The organism is Polaromonas sp. P1_G4 (genome assembly GCF_056405475.1).
The window spans coordinates 1-21,283 of sequence record NZ_JBFUCA010000008.1; the positions used below are offsets into that span (position 1 = coordinate 1).

The 21,283-nt window shown below is 64.3% G+C and carries 15 protein-coding genes; 7 read left to right on the forward strand and 8 right to left on the reverse strand.

Going from position 1 to position 21,283, the window contains the following annotated elements; all coding sequences use genetic code 11:
* Both AC1D1X_RS00975 and AC1D1X_RS00980 read left to right on the forward strand, forming a co-directional pair.
* The coding region (locus AC1D1X_RS00975; protein WP_477697693.1) for a DUF58 domain-containing protein at nt 1-1,189 on the forward strand (1,189 nt) is incomplete at its 5' end.
* Nucleotides 1,190-1,254: 65 nt separating this feature from the next.
* Nucleotides 1,255-1,797, forward strand: a complete 543-nt coding sequence (locus tag AC1D1X_RS00980; RefSeq protein WP_477671297.1) for a DUF805 domain-containing protein — start codon at nt 1,255-1,257, stop codon at nt 1,795-1,797.
* A gap of 57 nt (nt 1,798-1,854) precedes the next feature.
* On the opposite strand, the gene AC1D1X_RS00985 is transcribed toward AC1D1X_RS00980, so the two are convergent.
* The 4 genes from AC1D1X_RS00985 to hemC are packed head-to-tail and all read right to left on the reverse strand — an operon-like array spanning nt 1,855 to nt 6,168.
* The gene (locus AC1D1X_RS00985) at nt 1,855-3,138 is read right to left on the reverse strand and encodes a heme biosynthesis HemY N-terminal domain-containing protein (RefSeq protein WP_477671296.1); all 1,284 of its coding nucleotides are present in this window, start codon (nt 3,136-3,138) and stop codon (nt 1,855-1,857) included.
* A 23-nt stretch (nt 3,139-3,161) separates the two neighbouring features.
* Nucleotides 3,162-4,322, reverse strand: coding sequence for a uroporphyrinogen-III C-methyltransferase (locus AC1D1X_RS00990; protein ID WP_477671295.1), 1,161 nt, complete (start codon nt 4,320-4,322; stop codon nt 3,162-3,164).
* Nucleotides 4,319-5,170, reverse strand: coding sequence for a uroporphyrinogen-III synthase (locus AC1D1X_RS00995; protein ID WP_477671294.1), 852 nt, complete (start codon nt 5,168-5,170; stop codon nt 4,319-4,321). The genes AC1D1X_RS00990 and AC1D1X_RS00995 overlap by 4 nt, the downstream gene beginning before the upstream one ends.
* A gap of 32 nt (nt 5,171-5,202) precedes the next feature.
* Entirely contained in the window at nt 5,203-6,168 is a 966-nt protein-coding gene (gene hemC / locus AC1D1X_RS01000) for a hydroxymethylbilane synthase (protein WP_477697694.1), read from the reverse strand.
* 104 nt (nt 6,169-6,272) lie between these two features.
* Between hemC and ppc the strand changes: the two genes are divergently transcribed.
* From ppc to AC1D1X_RS01015, 3 genes are all read left to right on the forward strand, one after another.
* Nucleotides 6,273-9,158, forward strand: a complete 2,886-nt coding sequence (ppc, locus tag AC1D1X_RS01005; protein WP_477671292.1) for a phosphoenolpyruvate carboxylase — start codon at nt 6,273-6,275, stop codon at nt 9,156-9,158.
* 216 nt (nt 9,159-9,374) lie between these two features.
* A complete protein-coding gene (locus AC1D1X_RS01010; protein WP_457279414.1) occupies nt 9,375-9,602 on the forward strand; it encodes a hypothetical protein in 228 nt (75 codons plus the stop codon).
* Nucleotides 9,603-9,606: 4 nt separating this feature from the next.
* A complete protein-coding gene (locus tag AC1D1X_RS01015; protein ID WP_477697695.1) occupies nt 9,607-17,793 on the forward strand; it encodes a glycoside hydrolase family 94 protein in 8,187 nt (2,728 codons plus the stop codon).
* A gap of 100 nt (nt 17,794-17,893) precedes the next feature.
* Here AC1D1X_RS01015 and AC1D1X_RS01020 read toward each other — a convergent pair whose 3' ends face one another.
* Nucleotides 17,894-18,229, reverse strand: coding sequence for a hypothetical protein (locus AC1D1X_RS01020; RefSeq protein WP_477671290.1), 336 nt, complete (start codon nt 18,227-18,229; stop codon nt 17,894-17,896).
* 190 nt (nt 18,230-18,419) lie between these two features.
* Nucleotides 18,420-18,788, reverse strand: a complete 369-nt coding sequence (locus AC1D1X_RS01025) for a glyoxalase superfamily protein (protein WP_477671289.1) — start codon at nt 18,786-18,788, stop codon at nt 18,420-18,422.
* Nucleotides 18,789-18,894: 106 nt separating this feature from the next.
* Here AC1D1X_RS01025 and AC1D1X_RS01030 point away from each other — a divergent pair, with 106 nt between their 5' ends.
* A complete protein-coding gene (locus AC1D1X_RS01030; RefSeq protein ID WP_477671288.1) occupies nt 18,895-19,116 on the forward strand; it encodes a hypothetical protein in 222 nt (73 codons plus the stop codon).
* 59 nt (nt 19,117-19,175) lie between these two features.
* Entirely contained in the window at nt 19,176-19,793 is a 618-nt protein-coding gene (locus AC1D1X_RS01035) for an ABC transporter ATP-binding protein (RefSeq protein WP_477671287.1), read from the forward strand.
* 12 nt (nt 19,794-19,805) lie between these two features.
* Here the strand turns inward: AC1D1X_RS01035 and AC1D1X_RS01040 are convergent, their stop codons facing one another.
* On the reverse strand, nt 19,806-20,390 hold the full coding sequence (locus tag AC1D1X_RS01040; RefSeq protein WP_477671286.1) for a tRNA-uridine aminocarboxypropyltransferase: 585 nt from the start codon (nt 20,388-20,390) through the stop codon (nt 19,806-19,808).
* A gap of 15 nt (nt 20,391-20,405) precedes the next feature.
* Nucleotides 20,406-21,185, reverse strand: a complete 780-nt coding sequence (locus tag AC1D1X_RS01045) for a TerC family protein (RefSeq protein WP_477671285.1) — start codon at nt 21,183-21,185, stop codon at nt 20,406-20,408.
* Nucleotides 21,186-21,283: the final 98 nt, after the last annotated feature.

Consider the following 21,283-nt stretch of genomic DNA (forward strand, 5'->3'; position numbering starts at 1 on the left):
GTGGAGGACAGCGCCGCTGCGCATTGAGCGCACGCTGCCCGGCGCTTTTTCACTGGGCGTGCCAACGGTGCTGACACTGGCGCTGGTCAATGACGGCCCCCTGGCCTGGGCAGTGACGGTGTTCGATGAGGTCGATCCGCGGTTTACCTTTGAAGGCCTGCCACAGGCCGTCACCGTGCCACCGGCTTCGCGCGCCGAGTTGCGATACACGGTGACCGCGAGAGAGCGCGGCGTCGCCCTTTTCGGCACGACCCAGCTGCGCTGGCACACCCGCGGCGGCTGTCTCGAGGTGCAGCAGGCGCTAGGCCAGCCCGGGAAGCTGCGTGTCTATCCCAACTTTGCCGCACTGGCCCGCTATGCCTGGCTTTCCGGTGACCGGCGGCTCGCCCAGATCGGCATTAAAACCTATGTCCAGCGCGGGCTGGGCACTGATTTCCGCCAGCTTGCTGATTACAAAACCGGGGACTCCCTGCGGCACATCGACTGGAAGGCCACACTGCGCCACCAGCGGCCCATCGTGCGCGAATTCCAGGACGACCGCGACCAGTGTGTGTTTTTCCTGCTGGACTGCGGCCGCCGCATGCGCGCTGATGAAAGCAGCCCGGAGCAAGAGCTGCGCGGCAGCAGCCATTTCGACGAGGCCCTCAACGCGCTGATGCTGCTGAGCTATGTCGCACTGAAAGAAGGCGACGAGGTCGGCGCAATGACTTTCGGCGGTTTGCCCGGGCATCGGCGTGACTTTGCGCCCCGCAAAGGCGCCGCCACACTCAATGCCCTCATGAACCGCCTGCACGACATCCAGCCCGGCGCCATGCATTCGGACTATCTCATGGCGGCGCAGGAACTGCTGCGTGTACAACGTCGCCGTGCACTGGTGATAGTGCTCACCAACTTCCGCGACGAGGATTCGGCTGAGCTGCGTCCCGCGCTCAAACTATTACGCCGCAAGCACCTCGTCCTGGTGGCGAGCCTGCGCGAGCGGGTGCTTGGCCGCATCGCCGGCCAGGCGCTGTCCAGCCCGGCGGATGCCGTGGATGTCGCGGCAGCCCACCTCTTCGGGCAGTCGCGGCGCGATGCCTTTGCGCGGGTGGTCGGCAATGACCCGCTGTCGATGGATGTGGAGCCGACGCAACTGGCCGTCTCGCTGGTGAACCGCTACCACGCGGTCAAACGCGCCGGCCTGCTGTAAGCGGGCATTGCATTCAGCCCGGCAGCGGTTATTCTTCGTTTTTCAACAACAGGAGGGAAAGAGAAATGTCTGAAGCCATGAATCCTTATGCCGCACCGCGCGCGGCTGTCGCTGATGTGTATGACCGTGAGGGAGATACACAACCCGTCAAGTGGTTCTCTGCCAGGGGTCGCGTCGGACGCATGCGGTACCTGGCCCGCACCTTTGTGGGTTACCTGCTTTTGCTGGTGGGCGTCTTCGGACTCAGCATGCTGGCAGGCGCTGCCGGCGCCGGCGCCGCAGCGGGCATCGTTGGTTTCGTGGTCATGATTCCCTATTTTCTTTTTCTCATCCTGCTGACTATCCAGCGCAGCCACGACATGGGATGGAGCGGCTGGACGGCGATCCTGGCCTTCATCCCCCTGGTGGGATTGGTCTGGATTTTCAATTCGGGAACCGAGGGCAGCAACCGCTTTGGCGCCCCTCCGCCTCCCAACACCACGCTGGTCAAAATCGGCGCCCTGATGTTTCCCATCATCGTGGTCATCGGCATCATCGCCGCCATCGCTTTGCCGGCTTACCAGGGTTATGTGCAGCGGGCCAAAGCGGCTCAGGTGGTCAAGCCCTAAGCCTGCCACGGCGGGCGGCATGCCCGCCAGGAACGAGGCGCGCGCTCAGAGCCTGTCTTATATCTGCGCGGCGCGCTTGTAAGCTTGCGCAGCACCCGCCTCGTCCTCACGCTGCTCAGCCAGCAGCGCCAGGGCGCGCCAGGCATTGCGGTGAAGCGTTACATCCTGAAGCGCCGGCGCCGCCTGCGTCAGCAACTGGCGGGACTTGCCCCAGAGTTGGCGGCTCAGGCAAGCCATGCCCGCCAGGTATTGCAGGTTGGCATCGCGTGGACGGCTGAGCTGTGCGTTTTCAATGCGGGCCAGCCAGGCCGCGTCCAGCGAATCGAGGCCTGTTTCGAGCACGCTGATCAGCTTGATGCGCAGGTTGTCGCCGATCTCCGAGCGAGGCTGCATCGTGCGGTCCCAGACCTGCAGCAGCCAGCTGCGGGCCAGTTCCGGGTCACCGTGCAGCGCCATCAGGCGCGACGCCGCATGCACCACCAGCTCGGGCATGGCGCGTTCGGTGTCATCCAGAGAGAACCAGGCCTGCTGCAGCTGCGCGGGGTCGTGCGCATCGTTCAGCAGCTCCAGGGCCAGGCCGCGCACAATGCTTTGCGCCGCCGCCTGCGAAAAAGCGCGGTGCTTGGCCAGCAGGCGCGCGGTTTCCAGCGCTTGCGCCGTGTGCCGCGCATGCCGCGAGGCACGCAGCTTCATGCGCAGGGCCAGCGTGCGGCGCGATGCCCCCTGCGGAAGCTGGCCCAGCCAATCCAGTGCCGCACCCGCGTCACGGTCGTCCAGCGCCCAGCGAGCCGCACGGAACTGCACGCCCTCGCGCACTTCCTGCGCATGGCGTGAGCTCTTCAACGCCAATTGCAGGTGCTGGTCGCGCAAGCTCTTGTTTTGGAGCGCCTGCGCGGCTTCGGCCACCAGAAGATGGGCCAGCGAACGCAACTGTCTGCCGCGGCTGGTGCTGTGGCCTGTCACATGGCCGGATTCGTCGGTCAGCAGGTTCAGGCTCTTTGCCTGCGCAAGCGCATTTTGTGCCGACTTGGTCGAGCGGATGTAGCGCCCCGCCAGCAGATGCGCCAGAGAATCCATGAGGGCGCCGTACATGGCGCGCTCCTTTTGCTGGGCACGCCAGCGCCTGGCTTCCGCCGGCAGCGAAAACACCGCCGACAGCGCGCGCAAGGCCAGGTACAGCACCAGGAAAAGCGCTGCCAGCAGCATCACCATCAGGTTGAAGGAAATATCGACACGGTGCGGCGGCCAGAAGATGGTAACCACGGCCTGGTTGTTGCCCGTAAACAGGGCCACGGCAACGGCTACGCCAAACAGGGCCAAAAGCCAGAGGGCGGCGCGCATTGCTGGTTCCTGCCTTTTCCCGCTCAGCGGCCTGCGGCCGCTGTGGCCAGCGCGGCCATGGTTTCGTCCAGGCGCGGAAGCTCGCTGGTTTTCAGCTGGCCCTGGACCTGGGCCAGCAACTGCGCTGCGGCCTGCGTTTTGCGGGACGAGGCATCAAAATATTTGCCCAACCAGGCATTGGCACTACCAAGGTCGGCGCGCACCGAATCCGTCTGCCGCGACAACAGGCCCAGGCGCGCATTGAGCAGGCGCAGCTTGAGGTTCTCCCGCAGGAAAAACGACTGCTCCGGCGACACAAGGGCGGCCTCGGGCTGGTCAATGCGGCTCACGCGCAGCAGCTTGCGTGCTTCTTCGCGCAGGTTGTCCAGCGTGCGCTGCGACCAGGCATCGAGAGCCAGCTTGTCGAATCCCAGCATGGAAGGCTTGCTGGCGGAAGATGCCGCCGACGCAGCAGCGCGCGGCGCGGAAGCCGGCGCGGCCGCCGCGGGCAATGGACGCTGGCCGGCTGCCACCATGGCGTTGGCCACCGGCAGGTCGTCTGCCATGCGGACCAGTTCGTCGAGCTTGAGCATGAGAACCGGCACGTCGGTCAGCGTTGCGGCCTTGATGCGGTCCATGTCTTTGGCAATGGCGCGTTGCAGCGGGTTCAGGCGCGGCTGCGCGGCGCGCGACAGGCGCTGGTCGGCCGACTTGAGTGCGGCCAGTAGCGGTTCGGCGCTGCCGGTGAGCTGGGCCTGCTGCTGGGCCAGGCGCAGGGCCGACTCCACATCAACCACCAGATTCTCATCGCGCGAGCGCGACAGGCTCTGCATGAGCTCCTCCAGCTGGGTGCGCTGCAGGCTGACTTCGCTGATGCGGGTTTCCTGGATGGCCAGCCGTGCGGAAAGTTCGCGCGTACCTTCCTGGGCCTGGCGCGCCAGTGTGCGCGCTTCAATGGCCTGCGCGCCGGAATCAATGCTGCGGCGGGCCAGCTCTTCCTGGATATTGCCGAGTTTTTGCCACAACAAGCCGCTTACCAGCATTCCCGCAGCCGCCAGCGCGGCAACCAGAAACGCCCATTTGCGCGGCACCACCCAGACGTCGGGCGAAACGGGTTGCGGGGGAAGCGGCACCAGCGCGCGTTCCAGCACCGGCTCGTTGTCTGGCGTGGAGGATGGAGGCTGGGCGTTAGGGCTGTCACTCATGGATAAAGAGATTCTATCGAGGCAAGTGTGTCCCTGATGTCCTTCAGGGCAGGACGTGACGCCACAACAACACCCCAACCGGCAGCACGCACGGCTTCCTCAATCCGCGGATGCGTGGCCACCGCGCGGGCGCGGCGCCAGTCTACCCCGGCCAGCGCAGGCAAGGCCGTCAGGTTGGCCACGGCTTCAGAGCTGCTGAAGAGCCATACAGACCCATCCACGGTGGCCGCGCGCGCGCGCTGAAGTTGCGTTTCGTCGAGCACAGACGCAAGGCGCCGGTAAACCCCCACAAAATCCACCTGCGCACCAGCAGCCTCCCACTGGCGGGCGATCCAGTCGCGGCCGGAAGATGCCGTGGCCCCAGACGAGGCAGCACCCTCCCCCCGCACCACCAACACGCGCTTGCCCTGCCAGTCGCGCTCGCCTATCACGGCCCACAGGGCTTCCGAATCAAACTGGGCCGCATCGGCCGGCGGCGCATCGATCTGCCCGGCAGGAACCCCGGCGGCTACCAAAGCCGTCACAGTGCCCGGCCCGGGCGCCAGAAAACGCAGCGCAGCCGGCAGCGTTGTATCGGCATTCGCTATGCTATTGATAGCTACTTGCGCTTGTCCCGTATGGGCTGCAGCCATTTTTTGTTTGAAAAAGTACTCCACCGCATTGCCGCTGACAAACATGCAGGCGGCGTATTGGCCCAGTGTTTGCCAGACGCCCTCCAGCGCGGCCGTATCCAGAGCGGGGGCGATATCAATCAGCGGCAGGGCCTCGGCGGCAAAGCCCCCCTGCTGCAGCTGCTGCACCCAGTGCTGCGCATCCTGCTCGGGCCGCGTCACGATGACGCGGGTCATAGTGCCACCCGGAGGCACCGGCGCCTGTAGCATCAGGCGCCCGGGGCTTTGCCGGCCCACACGGCGCCGCCGGCGCGCAACTGTGCCGCCACGGCCTCGCCCAGGGCCTCGGMCTCGGCAAAACTGCGCACCACGGCGGTCTGGTTGACCTGTACCAGCGGCGCCAGTGGGCCCGCAATGGCGGATGGCGCCTCGGCGCTGGCCGGGTCGCCCCAGGCGGCATTGAGTTGCATTGCGTCCCCGTTAGCAGCACCCTGCGTAAAGGCCGCCAGCGGCATGGAACAACTGCCGCCCATGGCGCGCGACACCGTGCGCTCGGCCGTTACCGCCAGCCAGGTCGGCTGGTGCGCCAGCGTGGCAAGCGCGGCCATCAGGTCGGCGCGGTCGGCGCACACTTCAATGCCCAGGGCGCCCTGGCCTGCGGCCGGCAACATGTCTTCGGGCTCGAATGCGCTGCGGATGCGTGACTCCAGACCCAGGCGCTTCAGGCCCGCAGCCGCCAGCACGATGGYCTGGTACTGGCCTTCGTCGAGCTTGCGCAGGCGCGTGTCGAGGTTGCCGCGTAGCGGCTGTACGACCAGGTCGGGACGCATGGCCTTGAGCAGCACCAGCCGGCGCAGGCTGGAAGTGCCCACCACGGCGCCCTGCGGCAGATCCGCGAGTGTGGCAAATTGATTTGAGACAAAAGCATCGCGCGGGTCTTCCCGCTCCAGCACACAGGCCAGCGCAAAACCTTCGGGCAGGTCCATGGGCACATCTTTCAGCGAATGCACCGCCAGGTCGGCCCGCCCTTCGCTGAGCGCCACTTCGAGTTCCTTGACGAACAGGCCCTTGCCGCCGACCTTGCTCAGCGAGCGGTCCAGTATCTGGTCGCCCTGTGTGGTCATGCCCAGCAGTTCCACCTGCCAGCCCAGGCGCGACTCCAGCAGCGCCTTCACATGCTCGGCCTGCCACATCGCCAGGCGGCTTTCGCGGGTGGCGATGACCACTTTTTTCATATCATTCGGTCTGGATTCAAACGCTGCGGACACTCGTAACCTGCTTGTAATACTTGGGGGGAAGTGAATGCTAGCATGCAAGGCTAAAGAACTAGAGGGTAGAGATGGTCACTTCCGCGCGCGCCAAGAGGGTTAAACCAAACGTCAACGAGGGCGCCAAAGACGCCGCCGCGGCCGGTGCAACCAAAACGTTCAGTCGTTCCAGAGACAACGAACGCCCGCTGGTCGAAGACATCCGCCTTTTGGGCCGTATCCTGGGCGACGTGATCCGCGAGCAGGAAGGCGTTGCCGCCTACGAACTGATCGAGCAGGTGCGCAAGCTCTCCGTCAGCTTCCGGCGCGACGCCGATCCCGAAGCCGACAAGTCGCTCAAAAAATTGCTCAAGGGCCTGTCAGGCGACCAGACGGTCAGCGTGATCCGCGCCTTCACTTATTTCAGCCACCTGGCCAACCTGGCCGAAGACCGCCACCACATCCGCCGCCGCGCAGTGCATGAGCGCGCGGGCGACACCCAGGAAGGCAGCATCGACGTAGCGCTGGCCCGACTGCGCTGGGCCGGCATCTCGACCAAAACCATTTCCACCACCCTGGCGCACAGCTTTGTCTCGCCGGTGCTGACCGCCCACCCGACCGAAGTGCAGCGCAAAAGCATCCTGGACGCCGAGCGCGACATCGCCCTGCTGCTGACGGCGCGGGACGACATCAAGGCGTTGGCGCAAGCTGTCAACGCCGCCAAGGATGCGCTGACACCGCGCGAGCTGACCGCCAATGAAGCGCAGCTTCGCGCCCGCGTCATGCAGCTGTGGCAAACCCGACTGCTGCGTTTTTCCAAACTCACCGTCGCCGATGAAATCGAAAATGCGCTGAGCTACTACGAAGCCACTTTCCTGCGGGAAATTCCCAAGCTTTACGCCAACCTGGAACGCGAGCTGGGCAACCAGCCGGTGCACAGTTTTCTGCGCATGGGCCAATGGATAGGCGGCGACCGCGACGGCAATCCCAACGTCAGCGCCGACACCCTCAATTACGCGCTGGGCCGGCAGGCAGAAGTGGCGCTGCGCCACTACCTGACCGAGGTGCATTTCCTGGGCGGCGAGCTCTCGCTGTCAGCCATGCTGGTCGAGTTCAGCCCCGCGATGCGGCTGCTCGCCGAAAGCTCACCCGATACCAGTGAACACCGCAAGGACGAGCCCTACCGCCGCGCCCTCACCGGCGTCTACGCACGCCTGGCCGCCACACTCAAGGACCTGACCGGCGGCGATGCCGCGCGCCATGCCGTGGCGCCGCAAAACGCCTACCTCAAGTCGGAAGACTTCCTGGCCGACCTGCGCACCATCGAAGACTCCCTCAAGGCCCATCACGGCGAAGCACTGATCGCTCAGCGCCTGCACCCGCTGATCCGCGCGGTCGAAGTGTTCGGCTTTCACCTGGCCACGGTCGACCTGCGCCAGAGTTCCGACAAGCACGAAGAAGTGGTGGCCGAACTGCTGGCCGTTGCACGCATCGAGGCGAATTACGGCAAGCTGGACGAAGCGGCCAAACGCGCGCTGCTGATGGGCCTGCTCAACGATGCACGGCCGCTGCGCGTGGTCGGCACCGCATATTCAGCCCACGCCCGCGGTGAACTGGCGATTTTTGAGGCGGCCCGCACGGCGCGCGCCCGCTTCGGAAAGGAAGCCATCCGCCACTACATCATCAGCCATACCGAGACCGTGAGCGATCTGCTCGAGGTGCTGCTGCTGCAAAAAGAAGTCGGCCTCATGCACGCCACGCTCGACAGCCACGCCACCAACGACCTGATCGTCGTGCCGCTGTTCGAAACCATCGAAGACCTGCGCAATGCCGCGCCCATCATGCGCGAGTTCTATGCCCTGCCCGGCATCGCCCAGCTGGTCAAGCGCAGCGGTGCCGAGCAGGACATCATGCTGGGTTATTCCGACAGCAACAAGGATGGCGGCATCTTCACCAGCAACTGGGAGTTGTACCGCGCCGAGATCGCGCTGGTCGAGCTGTTCGACGAACTGGCCAACTCGCACAACATCCAGTTGCGGATGTTCCATGGCCGCGGCGGCACGGTCGGCCGCGGTGGCGGTCCGAGCTACCAGGCCATCCTGGCGCAGCCGCCCGGCACGGTGCGTGGCCAGATCCGTTTGACCGAGCAAGGCGAAGTGATCGGCTCCAAATACGCCAATCCGGAAATCGGCCGGCGCAACCTGGAAACGCTGGTGGCCGCCACGCTGGAGGCCACACTGCTGCAGCCGACCAAGCCCGCTACCAAGGCCTTTTTGCAAGCCGCCGCCGAGTTGTCACAGGCCAGCATGGCGGCCTACCGCAACCTGGTTTACGAAACCCCCGGGTTCACTGAATACTTCTTTGGCTCCACGCCAATCCGCGAGATTGCGGAACTCAACATCGGATCCCGCCCGGCGTCACGCAAAGCTTCGCAGAAAATTGAAGACCTGCGTGCGATTCCCTGGGGTTTCAGCTGGGGCCAGTGCCGCCTGACCCTGCCCGGCTGGTACGGCTTCGGCTCGGCCATCGAGCAATTCCTCCAGCAGGGCGGTACGCCCGCCAGCCGCAGGGAAGCGTTGGCATTGCTGCAAAAAATGTACAAGCAGTGGCCGTTTTTCCGCACCCTGCTCAGCAACATGGACATGGTGCTGGCCAAGAGCGACCTGGCGTTGGCCTCACGTTATTCGGAGCTGGTGGGCGATGCGCGCCTGCGCAAAAAAATCTTCAGTGCGATTGAGTCCGAATGGCATCGTACGGCCGAGGCGCTGACGCTGATCACAGGGGAAAAGCAGCGGCTGGCGGGCAACGCGGCCCTGCAGCGCTCCATCCGCCACCGTTTTCCGTATATCGACCCCCTGCACCACCTCCAGGTGGAGCTGGTGCGGCGCTACCGCGCCGGCCAGGCCGACCAGCGGGTGCAAACCGGCATTCACATCTCCATCAACGGGATTGCCGCGGGCCTGCGCAACACAGGCTGAACGGCAGTGAACAACAGGCAGCCATGCAGCGCGTGAGAGGTTTCCCGCCGTAGGGGTATTGCCAGGGGCGCATACTGTAGGCCTTGTCCTAGACAAACTCCAGCGTCTTCTGATGGCCCCGCGAGGGGCCGGTGCGTAGCATGGTGTCAGACACGGAGCAATGCGGGTATTTCGCCACGCGTTGCCCAAACCAGCTTACCCCCGGAGCGCAAAATCATGACTACCCTGGAGATCATGGCCGACTCACCGTCCGCCATTCAAAACGATTTTGTTTCCACCGACGCCGCCGATCTGGCGTCACACATGGATCAGTGCGCGCATTCGCGCAGCCGGTTTTTTACGCTCCAGTCCGGGCTTCAGTCCGCGCACTCCCTGGCCTCACCGCGCATCATCACAGTCGCGGCCATACTGGCTATTTTTCTTGGCCTGTTAGCCGTAGCCTGAGCGCGTGACCACCGCGGTCATCGAGCGGCTGGACACCCTAAGCGCCTACGCCCGGCAACTGCTCGCCTCCCGCCAGGGCGGCGCAGAGCAGCCCATCCGCGCCGAACTTTTCGGTGCACAACGCTTTGAGGAGCACGGCCGCAGTCTGGCCGCAGCCCAGCCCGTCAGGCCTGCCGGCAGCCCTGATCACGGTCCGCCTTTTTTCCCGCGCGTGCAGGAAAACATCGCCGCCATCCGTCTTGCCTACGACTACATTGCCCTGACTTCGCTGACAGGCCACTACGTAACGCCGGCCGCCGAATGGCTGCTCGACAATTTCCACCTTGTCGAAGCCCAGCTGCAACAGATCCAGGATGGCGTCCCCCTGCGCTACTACGCGGATCTGCCCAAGCTGGCGAGCAAGCCGCTGGAGGGCCTTCCCCGGGTATACGGTATTGCCTGGGCCTATGTAGCGCACACCGACAGCGTGCTGGACCCGGAGCTCTTCACGGCCTTCCTGCATGCCTACCAGGAGGTCAGTGAACTCAATCTCGGCGAACTCTGGGCCTTGCCGACCACGCTGCGCGTGGTCCTGCTGGAAAACCTGCGCCGTATGGCCGACCGCATCGCCTGGAACAAGGTGGCCCGCGAAGTGGCGCATGCCACCTGGGACAAGGCCGGCGTACTGAGCCTGCAGGATCTCGACGAGCTGTATGGCCTGATGCAGGCCCATGGCCTTGAACGCAGCTATCTCACGCAGCTCTGGCAGCGCATGCCTGCCGAACGTGAAGAGCCGGACTCGCCTTCGGCTCCACCCCTCGTCCGCTGGACGGAAAAGCATTGCGGCGATGCCTTAGGCATGATCGGCGAAGGGCAAACCACCCAGGTCGCCGCCAACCTGACCGTCAGCAACATCATCACCACCCTGCGGCTCATAGGCCAGGTGGAGTGGGTGGAGCTGATCGAGCCGGTCAGCCATTCCCTGCAGGTCTTGCGCCGGCTGCCGAGCTTTTCCCGCGAAAGCGAGATGACGCGCCAACAGATCACGCGCGCCATGGAGCGACTGGCGCAGCAAACCGGTAAATCCGAGCGCGCCGTCGCCGAAGCGGTGCTGGCTGCCGCGCACCAGCCCAACAACGCCCTGGCGGCCCACACTGCCGGCTACTACCTGATAGGACCGGGCCGCCCCCTGCTGGAAGCAGCATTGCAGCCCGCGGCGGGTCCCCACAAACCATCGCCGGCCCCTGAAACACCGCGTGGCTGGCGCCTGCCGCTCTACGCAGCCGCATGGATTGCCGGAACCGCTGCGTTGCTCAGTTGGGCTGCGCACCCGCTCGCCATGCTGTCCTGGACGGCGTGGGTAGCCCTGGTGCTGATGGCCTGGCCCGCGTCGGAAGTGGTCGCTGCGCTGATCCACCGGCTGATCGCTGAATCCACACGCATACAACCCCTGGCCCGTCTCGACTTCAGCACGGGCATCCCGGCTGAACACCGCGTGCTGGTGGTGATCCCTTCGATGCTTTCTTCAGCTTGCGCCAACAGCGAACTGGTGCACCGCCTGCAGCTGCACTGGCTGGCCAGCCGCGAAACCCATGCGCAGTTTGCCTTGCTGACAGACTGGGGCGACGCCGACGCCGAGAGCATGGCCGGCGATGCAGAGCTGCTCGAGGACGTCCTTGTCAAACTGCGCGCGCTCAACGCAGCCTGCCCGCCGGCGAGCCCAGCCTCACCGGCAAGGTTTTTACTGCTGCATCGCCCGCGCAGCTGGTCCGCGACGGAGCGCCGCTGGATCGGAGCGGAACGCAAGCGGGGCAAGATCGAAATGCTGTTGCGGCAACTGGCCGGACACTCGTCATCGCCATTTATCCCTGTGGACGTCAACATGCAGCTGGCACCGGGCATACGCTACGTGCTGACGCTTGACAGCGACACCAGCCTGCCGGCGGGTTCCCTGCGCGAACTGGTGGCCATCGCTGCGCACCCGCTGAACACGCCGCACGTCAATCGCGAGACGCGGCGCGTGACCGCCGGCTACGGCATCCTGCAGCCCCGCGTGGCCATGCCCCTGTCGGCCCATCACGAGCGTTCACCTTTCCATGCGATGTTTGCAGGCCAGCGCGGCCTGGATCCTTACAGCAACGGCACCTCCGACCTGTACCAGGACGTGTTCGGCATGGGCAACTTCATCGGCAAGGGCCTGCTGCATGTCGAGGCCGTGCATGCCGTGCTGGACAGCCGCATGCCCGACGGCGCCATCCTGAGCCACGACCTGCTGGAAGGCAGCATTGCCCGCTGCGGCTACGCAGGCGATGTCGTGCTGATGGAAGACCATCCTCATCACGCAGGCGTGGCCGCATCACGTGTGCACCGCTGGACGCGCGGCGACTGGCAATTGCTGCCGCTGATGCTGCATGCGAAGCGCTACGGCATTGATGCCCTGGGCCTGTGGCGCATGGCGGATAACCTGCGCCGCTCGATGATCGCCCCGGCCTGCTTCGCGCTTCTAACCTGGACAATATTCACGGGTGCGCTGCCTGTGGCGACGGCACTGGTTTTCACCGTGCTGGCATTCCTGGCCGGCMCCTTGATGGGTGCGCTGGCAGGGCTGGTTCCAACGCGGCGAGGCATCGCCTGGGGGCACTTCTTTGACGTCGGCATGCGCGATGTGGCGCGCAGCATGGCCCAGGCGCTTTGGCAATTGAGCCAGCTGCCCGCCCTGGCCGCCCTGTCGTTCGACGCCATCACACGGGCCCTCTGGCGCATGGCCATCAGCCGCCGCCATCTGCTGCAGTGGACCACCGCCGCCCAGGCGCAGGCTTCCGCCCAGTACACGCTGGGCGCTTTTGTCCGCAACCATGCCCCGGTGTCCGCGTTATGCCTCGCGCTGGGCACAGCCGCGTGCTGGGGGCCGCACCCCCTGATCGGTCCGGTGCTTTTCCTGCTGTGGGCGCTGGCGCCCGCAGTGGCCTGGTGGGGCAGCAAGCCGGCTGTTCGCGCGCCATATCTGTCACTCAGCGCCACTGACCGCGCCTACCTGATGAAGCTGGCGGCCCAGACCTGGCGCTTCTTTGAACGCTGCGTCGGCCCCGAAGACCACCACCTGCCGCCGGACAACCTGCAAATGGAGCCGGAACCGACGATCGCACACCGCACCTCGCCGACCAACATCGGCCTGTACCTGATGGCTGCAGCCTGCGCGCGCGAGTTCAACTGGATATCCGCCGCCGAGCTGATCGCGCGGCTGGGCGCCACGCTGGGCACGGTCGAAGCCCTGCCCAAGCACCAGGGCCACCTGCTTAACTGGTATGAAACCCGGTCGCTGCAGGTGCTGCCTCCGGCCTATGTTTCCACCGTAGACAGCGGTAACCTGGCCGGCCACCTGCTGGCCGTCGCGCAGTGTGTTCGCCAGCTGGCGGCGCACCAGGAAACCTTGCCAGGCGAATCCGCCGAGCTCCTGGAATTGGGTGCCCGCTGTGAAAAGCTTTGTATGGCGATGGATTTCGGCGGCCTTTACAGCCCCAAGCGCCACCTGTTTCATATCGGGCTGCGTGTGCACGAGCAGGCACTTGACGCCAGCTATTACGACCTGATCGCCTCGGAGGCGCGCCTGACCAGCTTCCTGGCGATTGCCAAAGGTGATGTGCCGCGGCGCCACTGGCTGGCGTTGGGCCGCGCCTTCCTGACGGTGGGCGTAACGCCCGGCCTGAAGTCCTGGTCGGGCTCGATGTTTGAATACCTGATGCCTTCGCTGGTCATGAGCGAGCCCGACGAGGGCCTGCTGCATGTGTCCGGCCTTGCGGCCGTCAAGGAGCAGCAGGCCTGGGGCCAGGCACAGGGCCTGCCATGGGGCGTTTCGGAGTCGGCCTACTTTGGGCAGGACCATACGCTGGCCTACCAGTATTCGCCGTTTGGCGTGCCGCGGCTGGCCCTTCGACGGACCCCGCCGGCCGACCGCGTCGTGGCGCCCTATGCCAGCATCATGGCATCCCAGTTCACGCCGCAGGAGGCGGTGGCTAACCTGCGCCAGCTTGAGCAATGGGGTGCGCGCGGCGAATACGGTTTTGCCGACGCGCTGGATTTCACCGTCGCCAGGCAACCGGGCGCCCAGGCGATGAGCCTGGTCAACACCTACATGGCGCACCACCAGGGCATGTCGCTGGTGGCACTGTGCAATGTGCTGTGCAACGAAGCGCCGCGCCGCTGGTTCGCTTCGGCGCCGCTGGTGCAGGCTTTCGAATCGCTGCTGCATGAAAAGACGCCGCGCCAGATCATCGAAAGCGCAGACCCGCGCGCATTGCCCGAACCCGCGGAGCTGGCCGAAGCACGGCTGTACCATTCGCGTGAGATCGACCCGGCCATGCCCGGCTGGCAACCTACACAGCTGCTGTCCAATGGGCGTTACAGCGTCGCCCTGCGCGCCAATGGGGCCGGTGTCAGCCGCTGGCGCACCGCAGGCAAGACCTACAACATCACCCGCTGGCGCGATGACCTGCTTCGCGATGCCTGCGGTACCTTCATCTACCTGCGTCCGTCCGGCCAGGAGCAGGCCTGGTCCCTGACGCAACATCCGGCGCCGCATCCCGGCTGGCAATACAAGGCCACCTACCTGCCGGACCGCGTGCAATTTGACGTGAATTCCGATCAGCTGGAGGCAAGCACCAGCGTGCTGGTCAGCCCCGAGGACGACACTGAAATGCGCAACGTCACGCTGCGCAACCTGTCGGCCACGGAGATGACGCTCGACGTGATTTCATGCTTTGAAGCGGTATTGACCGACCCGCGCGCCGACGAGGCCCATCCGGCATTTTCGAACCTGTTTGTCCAGACACGCTGGCATCCCGAATGGCGCGCCCTGCTGCTGTCACGCAAACCCCGGCTGCAGGGCGATCCTGTCATGGCGGTCGCACATTTCCTCGCCAATTCAGAAGCCAACGTCCGCGCCATCGATTTCATCTCGGACCGCCGCGCCTTTCTGGGCCGTAACCGCGAGCCCGGCCACCCGGCACTGCGGGCAGAGGCGCACGGCCAGGACGGCTCACCCATCAACGGGCTGGACCCGGTTGCGGGCCTGCGTCTTCGCATCCGCATTCCGGCGGGCGGCGTGGCCCGGCTCAGCTTTGCCACAGCCGCCGCGTCCAGCAGCGACGAACTCGCGGCACGCATCGACAAATACCTGCAGCCCATGCACGTGGAGCGCGCTACCCGCATGGCCGCCACGCTGGCCCAGGTGCGCCTGCGCGACCTCGGGGTCGACCCCGAGGAAAACGCGGCGTTGCAGGACCTCAACACCGCACTGATGTACAGCTGTGCCCGGCCGATGGCGGAACGCGGCCTGCTGGACCAGCGCCAGCTCTGGCGTTTCGGCATCTCGGGAGACAAACCCATCGTACTGGTGCTCATCCACTCCAGCAACGGGATGGCGCTGGTGCATTCATTGCTGCGGGCCCAGCCCTGGTGGAGTTTCTGCGGGCTGGGTACCGACGTGGTCATCCTCAACAGCGAAGTCAACTCCTACCTGATGCCCTTGCAACGCGACATCCTGGCGCTGCGCGACCGCACACTGCAACAAACGGAAAATAGCTTTCCGCGCAGCGACGCCGGTGGCTTTTACCTGCTGCGCGACCAGGAAATCGTGCCCTCGGAAAAAGCCGCACTGACGGGGTTGGCACGCGTCATTCTTGTGGCAGACGGCAGGCCGCTTGAACAACAGGCCGCAGCGCTGCGCAACACGGCCAACGCCCAGCGCCGTGCGGGCCCCGCCACCCGTCCGCTGCCGGCACTCTCCTCCGGTTCTGCCAGCGCCACCGGGCAGCCAGGAGCACTGCAAACACCCCGGGGACACTTCGATGCCGGCACCGGCGAGTTCCGGTTTGACGTTGACAGCCTGCATCGTCCGCCCCGACCATGGATCAACGTGATCGCGAATCCCTCTTTCGGCTTTCAGGTGTCGGAGACCGGCGCCGGCTACACATGGGCAGTCAACAGCCGGCTGCACCAGGTCACGCCCTGGTCCAACGACCCGGTGGCGGATCCCACCTTCGAGCACTATCTGCTGCAGGACGTGGACACACAGCAAGTGCTGGCACTAAGCCCGTCGGCACAACACGGCCCGGCGCCTGCCTGCCGTGTGCGTCACGGCCAGGGTTACACCGTCTTCGAATGCCAGCACGGTGCGCTTCATGCGGAAACCACTTTTTTTGTGGATCAGACTGATCCGGTCAAACTGGTGCAGGTCACGCTTCATAACCAGGGCAGCGCCACGCGCAAGTTGCGCGCCCTGGCCATGGTCGAATGGCAGATGGGCGCTGCACGCCACGAACGCCGCACCATCCATGCGTGGAAAGACAAAGACAGCCTGCTGACAGCCGTGTTTGCGCAGCAGCGTGAAAGCCGGGCGGGCTTCGGCGGCAGCACGGCGTTCCTGTCGCTGACCGGTTTGCCCGGCACACCCGAGTGGACCTGCGACCGAAGCGAATTTTTCGACGCAACAGGCCGGCTGGTGCTTCCTTCCGCCCTGGGCCAGAATGCTGCCGGCGGTGCGGACCCCTGTTCTGCACTGGCAGGCGAGTTCTCCCTGCCTCCCGGCCAGACTCTTGCGTTCACCTTCCTCCTCGGCCATGCCGGGGACGCCACGCAGGCGCTGCAACTGGCACGCAGCTGGCAAGGCAAAGATGCGGCGCAGGCGCTTGAACAGGTCAAGGCTTATTGGTCCGGGTTGCTGGGCRAAGTCCAGGTGCAGACGCCCGATCCGCTGTTTGACGCCCTGGTCAACCGCTGGCTGCTCTACCAGACACTGGTGTCGCGCCTGTGGTCCAAGGCCGGTTTCTACCAGGCCGGCGGCGCATTCGGCTTTCGGGACCAGTTGCAGGACGCCATGGCCTTCGCCGTCATTGAACCGGGCCGCCTGCGTGCGCAAATCATGCTGAACGCCTCGCGCCAATTCCCCGAGGGGGACGTCCAGCACTGGTGGCACGCGCCCGGCGGTGAAGGCGTGCGCACCCATTTTTCGGACGACTTGCTGTGGCTGCCCTATGCCTGCGCCTGGTATGTCCAGGTCACAGGCGACACCAGCATCCTGGATGAAGAGGTTGCCTTCATCGACGGACCGTCGATTCCCGAAGGTGCGGAAGACGCGTATTACGCGCCGCAAACCAGCGGACAAACCGCCACGGTGTTCGAACACTGCGCCCGTACCCTGGACCGCAGCCTGGCCATCGGCGCACACGGCCTTCCGCTCATGGGCACGGGTGACTGGAACGACGGCATGAACCGCGTGGGCCACGAAGGCCGCGGCGAGTCTGTCTGGCTGGGCTGGTTTTTATGCCGCGTGGTCAATGACTTTCTGCCCCTGGCCGCATCGCGCGGCGACGACGGCCGCGCGCAACGCTGGCGCCAGGCCCGCTCCGGCTGGGTTGCCGCCCTGCACGACGCGGGCTGGGACGGTGCCTGGTTCCGCCGGGCGTTCTTTGACAACGGCGCACCGCTCGGCTCCTCCACCAATGATGAATGCCGCATCGACCTGATTGCACAAGCCTGGTCGGTCCTTTCCGGCGCCTCCACCGAGGCCTTCATCGGCCCGGCCATGCAGGCCATGAATGAACAGCTGGTGGACAACGAAGCGGGCCTGCTGCGCCTGCTGGCGCCACCGCTGGAAAAGTCGGACAACAACCCGGGCTACATCCAGGCCTACCCGCCAGGCGTGCGTGAAAACGGCGGTCAGTACTCGCATGCCGCCGTCTGGGCCATGATGGCGCAAGCCATCACCGGCGACACCGAATCCGCCTGGGAAAGCTTCAAGGCACTGAGCCCGGCCCACCGCAGCGAGCATCCCGCTCGTGGCCCCGCCTATGAGCTGGAGCCTTATGTGATGGCSGGTGACATCTATGGCGCGGCCCCCTATGTAGGCCGCGGCGGCTGGAGCTGGTACACCGGCTCGGCTGCGTGGCTGCACCGCGCGGCGCTGGAAAACATTCTGGGCCTCAAGGTGCAGCAAGGCGCGCTGTCGCTGTCGCCCCGCGTGCCGGGGCACTGGCCCTCGTTTGAAATCACGCTGCGCCTGCAGGAGCGCGTGGTGAAGCTTCGGTGGCAACGCGCAGGGCTTGCCGCAGAAGACAGCTTCAAGCCCGACCTGGTGATCACGCCAGGACAGGTGGTGCTGCTKGCCGAGCTGCCGGCGCAAGCAGCGTTGCTGGTGCAGGCTGAAGAAAGTTGAATTTCGGGCCGCTATTGATTTAATAGCTGCTCGCGCTTTTCACGTATGGGCTGGAAGCCTTTTTTACCTATAAACGCCCCTTCTTTGACTCCAGGGCATCTCAGGCGTTCGTCAGGTCGCCCAACATCGACGGTGTGCGGCGCCTCGCAGGGGGCAGGTGCACAGGCACTTCGCCCGCATCCACGGCTTCAATCAGGCCCGACGCCAGCAACGAACGCAAGGATTCATCAAGTGATCGCGGCGGCATGAACTGCTGCAACTGCTCAAACCACACGCCCGTGCCGCACATCTCCAGTACATCGTGCAGGTAGCGCGACAACGAGCCCGTGGTCTGCGCTTTGGTATTGACCGTGTCCACACAGGCGCGGCCTCCCGGCGTCAGCCGGTAACAGCGTAAGGCGAGGCCTGGAAGAGGGGGCGCGTGGGTCGAGGTCATGGGTGTCTCCTTCTGCAGCACCCATGGTGAACCTGCGACCATGAAGTGTTCTTGACGGAAATCAAGAGCGGGGGCGCACCTGACACGGCGTTCTTGACGGCAGTCAAGATTTGAGGTTTTAGAGCACGCAGGCGTGAGATTCACCCGGTTTGCAAAGTGCAGTCAAGTGAAGCGGATGAAAGAGGTGAGGTCAGGTGCTGATGGCATTGGTAAATGTCAGCCGGTTGCCAAAAGGGTCCCTGACCGACATATCCCGGCTCTCCCACGCTGTGTCTTCAATTCCGGGACGGGCGTGCTTGTAGTTCTTCGCCAGAAGCTGCTGGTGATACGCATCAAGCCCATCCGTTTCAATCCGCATCGCCGCGCCCGGGCTGCAGTCGCCGTGGTGCTCCGACAAATGCAGCACGCAGCCGCCTTTGGAGATTTGCAGATAGAGCGGCATGCCGGGCTCAAAGCGATGCTCCCAATCGACCTTGAAGCCGAGGAAGTCGATGTAAAACTCCCTGGCCTTGGCTTCATCGAAGATGCGAAGGATGGGGGTGGTTTTTCCGAAGCTCATAACTGCAACTTTCTTGTCCAATTGAATAGTGGCCCGGCATAGGACCCAAAATTGCAGATTAACATTTGCCCAGACTCTCGCACCAATTCAAGAATCAGGCCGTCAAATGCACACCGTCATCATCACTGGCTGGGAAGCCGGCTTCCTCAAGGTTTCTCATTCCAAGTTGCTTCAAGAGACTGCAGCCATGTCGTTGAGCGAGGCGAAGGCAGCCACAGATTCAGTGCTGGAAGGTACGCCCGTATCAATCCCGGTGGCAACCGAGGTCGCGGCAGAAAGCCTTGTCATGCGCCTGCGCCAACTGAAGGCGATTGCTCACGTGGCCTAGCTTTCCTCCGAATAGATATTTCAAAGATCCTCTATCAAGCCACCCTGTCAAACACCAGCATGCTCACCATCGAAGACCTGTGGTTCCGCTACCCCAACCCACAGGTTGAAATCCTTGCCAACTGGTCCGGCGAAATCCCGCCAGGCGTCACGCTGGTGCAAGGCGGCGACGGGCGCGGCAAGAGCACCCTGCTTCGTTTACTGGCGGGGGCCTTGCCTGCCGATAAGGGAAAGTTGACGCTCAATGGCATCTCGCTCAACGACAAGCCCGACGCTTACCGCCGGCAGCTCTTCTGGATGGAGCCGCGCGCCAACACGTTTGATCAACTCACGCCGGCGCAGTATTTCGAAGATGTTCGCAGCCGGTACCCGGGTTTTGATGCGAATTTGGTAGTGCCGCTGGTCGACGGCCTCGGGCTTGAGCCGCACATGGGCAAGCAGCTTTTCATGCTGTCCACCGGGTCGAAGCGCAAGGTCTGGCTGACAGCGGCGTTTGCATCGGGTGCGGCGGTGTTGTTGCTGGATGAGCCCTTTGCCGCGCTGGATGCACCCTCGATTGCCTTCGTCAAAGGACGGCTTCAAGACATTTCAGCGCATACAGGGCGCGCTGCCGTGATTGCGGACTATGAGGCCCCCAGCGGAGTGCCGCTGGCCGGTGTGATCGACCTGGGCGACTGAACGGGAACCGAATTACTTCGGAACGAAAGCCAGCTGCTGCGCGACAAACCCGTCAAAGGCTTTGAGCAACGGCTGATATTTTTCGGGATCACTTTCCAATTGCGCCAGTGCCGCGCACGTTGCCTCCAATGTTGAGAGCTGCCCCGGCTTGTGCGCCTTGCGGATCAGGTAGTTTGAGGCCGGCATATCCTCCAGCGACAAGCGAGGGAGTTGCCGCAGCACCGGACTCAGGTGCAGCATCTTGCGGCTTTTGCGCCAGGTGCTGTCCAGCACCACGAGCCGCACGCGCGACGGGTCTTTGAGTTGCGCGGTATCCACGGCGGCTGCTTTGTCTTCCGGCGTCTGCGGATACAGGAGCACGGTGTACCTCGTCTCTTTCAGCACATCATGCAAGCCAGCCTCGTCAAAGGCTTCACCCGTCAGCATCCGGCTGCGCGGCAAGCTCAGATGCAGCAGGCAGGCACTGTTTTTGGCGTGGTCGACCTCCAGCGGGTGCTGGAGGATAAGCACTTCCGCTTCATGCGCCGTCGGCCTGATCCAGGCGCAGATGCAGGCGCTTTGTGGGCGAAGGCACGCGGCGCAGCGCGGGCGTGTCACGGGCAGCGACCCGTCTCAGGGCTTGCGCTTGTCGGCCACGTCTGCCTTGTCGCCATCGACATAGGCATTTCTCAGATGCACCGGCTTRCTCTTTTTCTTGCGCATGCGGATGTTGAGCATTTCCACCGCCACAGAAAACGCCATGGCAAAGTAGACATAGCCCTTGGGCACATGATGGTCCAGGCCCTCGGCGATCAGCACCACACCGACGACGACAAGGAAGGACAGCGCCAGCATCTTGATGGTCGGGTGGTCGGAGACAAAGCGGCCGATGGCCGGAGCGAACAGCATCATGAGGCCCACCGAAGCGATGACCGCGGCAATCATGACCGGGAGGCTGTCAACCATGCCGACTGCGGTGATGATGGAGTCCAGCGAGAACACCATGTCGACAATCATGATCTGCACGATCACGGCCGCAAATGTGGCCTTGACCGCACTGGAGGCGTGGCCTTCCTCGCCCTCCATCGACTGGTGAATTTCGCCGGTGCTCTTCCAGATCAGGAACAGGCCACCGGCAATCAGGATCAGGTCGCGCCCCGAGATTTCCTGCTTCAAAATGGTGAACAGCGGATCCACCAGCCCGATGATCCACGACAGCACAAACAGCAAGCCAATGCGCATGAACATCGCCATAAAAAGGCCCAGGCGCCGGGCCAGTTCCTGCTTGTCCTTGGGCAGCTTGTCCACCAGGATGGAGATGAAAATAATGTTGTCAATGCCCAGCACCAGCTCCAACGCAGTGAGCGTGGCAAAAGCAATCCACATTTGCGGATCAGTCAGCAGTTCCATCATGACTTTTTCTCTTTCTCATCAATTTAGTACAACAAGATCATAAAAGTACCCCAGACGCTCCAGGCCAGCCGGGGCCGCGGGACTGGCTTTGCCAGACC